Origin of the sequence: Acinetobacter sp. SFD (assembly GCF_001647575.1) — a bacterium.
Taxonomy (GTDB): domain Bacteria; phylum Pseudomonadota; class Gammaproteobacteria; order Pseudomonadales; family Moraxellaceae; genus Acinetobacter; species Acinetobacter pecorum.
Map to the genome: position 1 here is coordinate 29,866 of NZ_LSZJ01000007.1, position 5,791 is coordinate 35,656.

Below are 5,791 nucleotides of genomic sequence, written 5' to 3' on the forward strand. Positions count from 1 at the left end.
ACAGGTAAAGTGGTTGAATCAATCCATAAATATTGGCTCCGTTGACCTTTCATTAAGGCTACATGTAAAGCATGTAGTGCCAACTGATGCGTATTAATGAGGTGAATCATCCGTTGGTAACAGGGTAAGCTATTAAATAAAGAGCTTTTATCCTGCTTTAGCCATGTGGAAAATGCTTTGAAATTAGTGAAATGAGAGCATTTATACCAAATAGCAATAAAGGTGATTTCTGAAAGACTCAAGTGAGCCGCTCGAATTCTTGAGAAACGATGGCTTTGCATAAGGAATTGCCAATAAGTTGCTTCAAATTTAAGAAAGAAATCATCAGTTACGCAAAATAATTCGGTACTATTAAACATCAGGACTAGAGGTGTTAGTTTTGTGTGATAACTCAACTGATGGCTCTAATCCTCATGTTTTTCAAGTCAATTTCTTTTCCGCGATTCGGGTTACTATTAAAACCTTGTGGAAATTGAAGCTGAAATCCCTCTCTTATCAATTGTTTCATACGCACCGCTTCCCAAAATATACAATGAATACTGGTTAGTAATATTCGTTGCTTGAATACGGAGTAATGATGGGTTTTTACCTATGTTAAATTTATAACGTGCTCCCAAATCGATTGTGGTATAGCTTGGGATAGTAACATTATTTTCTACTGTCGCAGCTTGACTACTTTGGTAATTAATTCCACCATCAAAAGAAAAATTCTCTATCCAAGGAATCCCGTAATCAAAACTTAATTGTGCAATGTAATCAGATTGTGCAACTGGCCTTACGCCAATAACTTCATTCGTTTCTGTCACATTATTCACCCTTGGTTTAGATAGAATTGCTCCTGCCACAAGAGTAAGTTCTTCTAAAGGGCTTGTTGTTAAGCTTAACTCAATACCTTGATGTATCTCTTCACCTAAGCTTTTATAATAATTTGATTTACTCATGGCAATATAAGGTTTAACAATATCATAATACCCTACGATCAGTTTTGTCTGATCACTTAATTTCCACTGTAAACCAGCATCCCACTGTTTTGTCCGAATTGCAGGTAGCACTTGATTACCATTCTCAGCATAGCTCGGTGCTACACCTGCATCTTCAATTCCTTTCACATAACTTGCATAGAATGAAATATTCTTTGACAGTGGTTTTGAAAAACTAAGAGACGGCAACCATGCATTATCATTTTGAGTGTTACTCGTTGTATCAGGTTTTTTTACTGTCTTATCATAAGAGGTCCGTAGCATACCGAAGGTTAATTCACCAACTTGCTCCCACATCAAACCATACGAAATTGCACCTGTTATTTGCTTAACTGTATCATTGGTTTTCTCACCCATTTGAAAGTTTGGGCGTATAGGTTCAAATGAACTATTTAATTCAGCAACTTCAAAATCAAAACTACTTCCACCACCATAATTACTTTTAGCAGTTCGATCACGTAACGAGGTCGTAATTAAATGTTTTATCTGCCCGTCATCAATGAGCTTAGATATACGTATTTCACCACTTGACGAAGTTGATTTTGATGTTGGATAAGCAACAATTGTTCGAGAAGCATCACCATTTTCACTTAAATTGAAAAGATTGGCGTACGAAGTTTCTCTATCATAAATTGAATAAAACCTTCCTATCCTAACCGTCCAATCACCAAATATTCCTTTAACAATTGTCCCTAAATTTGTTCCAGTAGAGTCTGTCGTCGCCCACGAAGGTCCAGGAAAACGCCCACGAATTATATTTTCTGGTTTAAAGTCACTTTCTGTGAGATATGTCGCAGGATTGGTCTCATCAAGGGAATAACTACTTCCTGCAAAAAAAAGTACCTCAACACGTGGATCTGGTCGCCAACGAGGAACTATACCAAACGAGGCTGAAGTAGAATGACCACCATTTGTAAAATGATTTTTAAATGCTGAAGTCCCAAGTGCAATACTAAACTTGTCTTCAATTATAGGAACCTTTGCATCAAGCTCTATGCCATAAGTATCATCTGCCCCATAAGTGATTTTAGGCGAAGTGACAAAATCATTACCGCTTTCTCTTAGATGTACATCAATAATGCCAGTGGGGGATGGAAATGCATATCCTTGAGCAGCAGCTCCTACTCGAATCGCCGAGCCAGACTGAATACGATTATTTAAATTCGCTTGTCGATCAAAATACAACCCTTCTATTCGATAATTACCCGCAGCATTTGGGGAAAAGCCACGAACATTACCTGAGTTATAAACCCCTAAAGACTCATTACCAACAGTCATACCAAAAGCATCTTCGGCAGAAGTCACCGCATTCTGATCTAGAATTTGTTCAGCATTTACTACATGAGAAAAAAAAACAAATAACACACATATATTACGCAGATATCGCATATTTCTAGCTCAGTAGTATATTAAGTATAACTTTGGAAAAAATTAATCGCTTCGTCAGAAAAATACTTTGATTGTGCAGCACCCGAAAGAAAAAGTGAAAAAGCACAAAAAGTAATGTTATTGTCCTCCACAAACCAAAGTATCTCTCCAATTGATGCTTCAAAAAGTTTGATGATTATTTTTGTTTTGTAAATTATATTTTCTTTAATATCATCCATTATATGTGTACCATCTAATGAATCGACTATAACTCCTTCTGAGATTTTAAAAGAAATAACAGGTGTACCTTTTGGTCTTGAAACTACAAACTCATCCCAAACCTTAATATCTTTACGCTTATTAGGTTTCCATGAATACAGATCAAAAGGAGATTTAAAAATAGGGTTTAATAAGTCTGAATAATCTATAACCTCAGGTCCATAACCATATCTAAATTCAGGTGTATTAATATCAAGAAAATGTTTATTTATTATTTGCCACTGTGTTGGTAAAGGAAGTAACTTTCCCATTTCCGTATACTGACAAGAAAAATTCAGATCCTCTGTTTGCTTAATTATTGTCTCATAAGCTGAAAAAACCTGACCTCTGTGCAATAAATTTGCATTTGAGGCGGAAATAGCTTCAATAGCTTTTGGGGTAATTTCAACAACACGATCAATAATTCTACTAGATTTCACTTTTAGATTTTCTACTTTTAGAGTCAAAGATTCATTATCAAAAGAAAAGCCAGCATCCTTTAAAAAAACTGATAAGGGTTTACTTTCTATACCTTTTATAGGGTTTTGTTTAAGTACATCCACGAGCGGATCGCCAATAGCATCATCATATACAATAGAAACTGTCATAATAATTCATCAATCCGGCTTAGGTGGGGTTGGAGGATTAGGATTTCGATTATGAGTACTCGGTGGTTCAGGTGGCTTAGGTGTTTTGAAATCACTCCAATCTTTAACATTGGTGACAATTTGAATAACAGAACCACTCCGTTTTATTTTCAAAACATGCTGAGCATTATCTGAATTCTTTCTCACTACTTTCATCAATTCTTCAGGTGTCGATATTTTTATGCTATCAATAGAATAAATAATATCATTTTGTAAAATTCCTAATAAATTATTTTTAGAAGCCAAGTTAAAATGTTCAACTAACACTCCTCCTTGTGGAGATGAAACCAAAGTCATTTCACCCTTTTTTCCATAAATTTTTGCAATGCCATATTCTGATTTCACATTATTTACTGATTGTTTTTCCGAGTTTTCTGCATTTAAACATGCAGTACAAAAAAATGTAAGTAACAAAATCCTAAGTCCATTATTAATACAATTTATACTAAACGTCCTATTTTCTATAATATACATATAATCATCCTTCACTTTTAAGCCAATTGTAGATGTTTTTCTGTTGAAACAACTTCTATCTGATATTTGTCTTTCATAATTATTTCCATCCAATCAATTGATTGACATGCACGGGGATCAACTGCTGATAGCGAAGAAACATAAGTAGATAACTTTCCTGGCATCAGAAAACCTGAAGCATATTTATTTTGTCTCTTTGAAATATTTTGGTAATCTGAAGAGCTTTCTAACATTAAATGCTTACGTTTCTCACCATAATGAAACATAGCAAAATAGACAAAACATGCATGAACAAAAGGTAAAGTTTGTATTGGTCTCATGGACCATGGTGAAACTGGTCTTATTGTTGTTGGTGTACGATGTCCATATTGGATAAATGGGAATTCTATATATTCAAAAGTGCCTAAAAAATTATGAACGCTTTCATGAATAAGATCATCTACAAGTTGCTCATGAGAATATGATGCAATATGGACATTTCTTAAGCGGATTGCACCTAATTCTGTATCGACTTGTTCTGAAGCTGGAACTTCTCCAGAAACTTTTCTAACAAAAATTGTCCTAGTATAATTTCGTATCAATCTAGAGAATGCAGGTGCTGTTACATCTATTTCTTTAAATGCTTTATGAAGCTTATCAATAATCAATTTTGTTTCATTTTCGGTTAGGGGTTCAAAACTACTCATGAACACAGGGCTTGAAGGATCAACACGCCGACCAAATTCCGTCCCAAGATCAATTTCAATTGTATCGCCAAGCTTATGTAAATAAATACTATTATCTATATTCTGCTCTAAAACATTATTATTAGAAGATATTTGTAGAAGTTTTAAAATTTTTCTTAATGATTTATCAGAGTTTGCTTGCCAGTGTGCATAACGTAGTGAATCGTAGAACTCTGGAGCTAAAAATAAGCGAACACATTCAATTTCTGATAGTAAAGAATAAGCTTGAAACAGACTTTCAGCCAAAGTTGAGCCTTTAAAATTCGCATTCCAAATAATATCTTCTAGCTCATCGCGCATACGTTGGACAAATCTTTCTAGAAGTCTATCGAGCACTGGAGGGGGTTTATCACTGCCAGTTAATGCATACACGATTTGTCTCATTTAACACCTCCAAACCACTTAACAAAGCACGCTAATGGATTTGAATACATTAGTGTGCTTACTGAATCAATTAAACATCAAAGCCAGATGCACTAGTTCCGTACATAGTTAAATATGCATCATCTTTGATTAGCATTTGCTGTTGCTGTTGCTGTTGCTGATGTGATTGTAATTCTGGGAAAATTTCTTCCTGACTTAAATGTTCAATCTTAAGCGTCTCATGGCTGACTTCTATTGATTCAGACTTAAGAGATAGTTCTGTTTGAGCTGCATAAGCAGGAGCAATAAAGCCACTTGCTAAGATTGCAATTATTGAAGCACAGTTTAATATTTTCATGATTATTCCTTTTTTATTACATATTTTGATAGTTTTTAGCTAAACATTTAGCTTTTTCAGGAAATTATCTCAACTTACTTTCTAGATCAAATAAACTAATCATCAGAAAGCGATCATTAATAAATCTAAAAATTATTTCAATACATTTTCATTTATCAACAAAAAACATACCAAGTGGTAAAATAGAGACTTCATTCCGTAAATACAAAAGAACCACAAAAACATCAAAAAATAAATATCTTTTTTATAATTCTGATAAAATACACATATAAATTTTAATCAAATATTAAAAAGAGTAGATTCTTTATTAAACAAAAGTTAAAAGTAACGTGGCTTTGTTTTATCAATACTTAAAAGGAGGAATTACTCTAAGTTAAGGTTTTTAATCAAGAAGAAGAAATTTTGTTAGTATCAGGATTTCATAAGTTTTCAAAACGTTTTAAATATTAGTTTAAATATTTCCTACACTTAACATAATACACGCCATACTAAATAACCCGAATCGCGGATAAGAAATTGACTTGAAAAACATGAGGACTAGAGCCATCAGTTGAGTTATCACACAAAACTAACACCTCTAGTCCTGATGTTTAATAGTACCGAATTATTTTGCGTAAC

General features: G+C 33.8%; 5 protein-coding genes and 1 pseudogene. All 6 read right to left on the reverse strand.

The features are described 5' to 3' along the window. Positions 1-359 (reverse strand): annotated as a pseudogene (locus AY605_RS15050) (IS982 family transposase); the annotation flags it as partial. Positions 360-455: 96 nt separating this feature from the next. Then, a complete protein-coding gene (locus AY605_RS05380; RefSeq protein ID WP_064095433.1) occupies positions 456-2,369 on the reverse strand; it encodes a TonB-dependent siderophore receptor in 1,914 nt (637 codons plus the stop codon). Between the two features lie 20 nt (positions 2,370-2,389). Then, positions 2,390-3,214, reverse strand: coding sequence for a hypothetical protein (locus AY605_RS05385; RefSeq protein ID WP_064095434.1), 825 nt, complete (start codon positions 3,212-3,214; stop codon positions 2,390-2,392). A gap of 9 nt (positions 3,215-3,223) precedes the next feature. After that, positions 3,224-3,727, reverse strand: coding sequence for a hypothetical protein (locus AY605_RS05390; RefSeq protein ID WP_064095435.1), 504 nt, complete (start codon positions 3,725-3,727; stop codon positions 3,224-3,226). 17 nt (positions 3,728-3,744) lie between these two features. Continuing rightward, entirely contained in the window at positions 3,745-4,836 is a 1,092-nt protein-coding gene (locus tag AY605_RS05395) for a hypothetical protein (protein ID WP_064095436.1), read from the reverse strand. Between the two features lie 70 nt (positions 4,837-4,906). Further along, the gene (locus AY605_RS05400; RefSeq protein WP_064095437.1) at positions 4,907-5,173 is read right to left on the reverse strand and encodes a hypothetical protein; all 267 of its coding nucleotides are present in this window, start codon (positions 5,171-5,173) and stop codon (positions 4,907-4,909) included. Positions 5,174-5,791 lie beyond the last annotated feature (618 nt).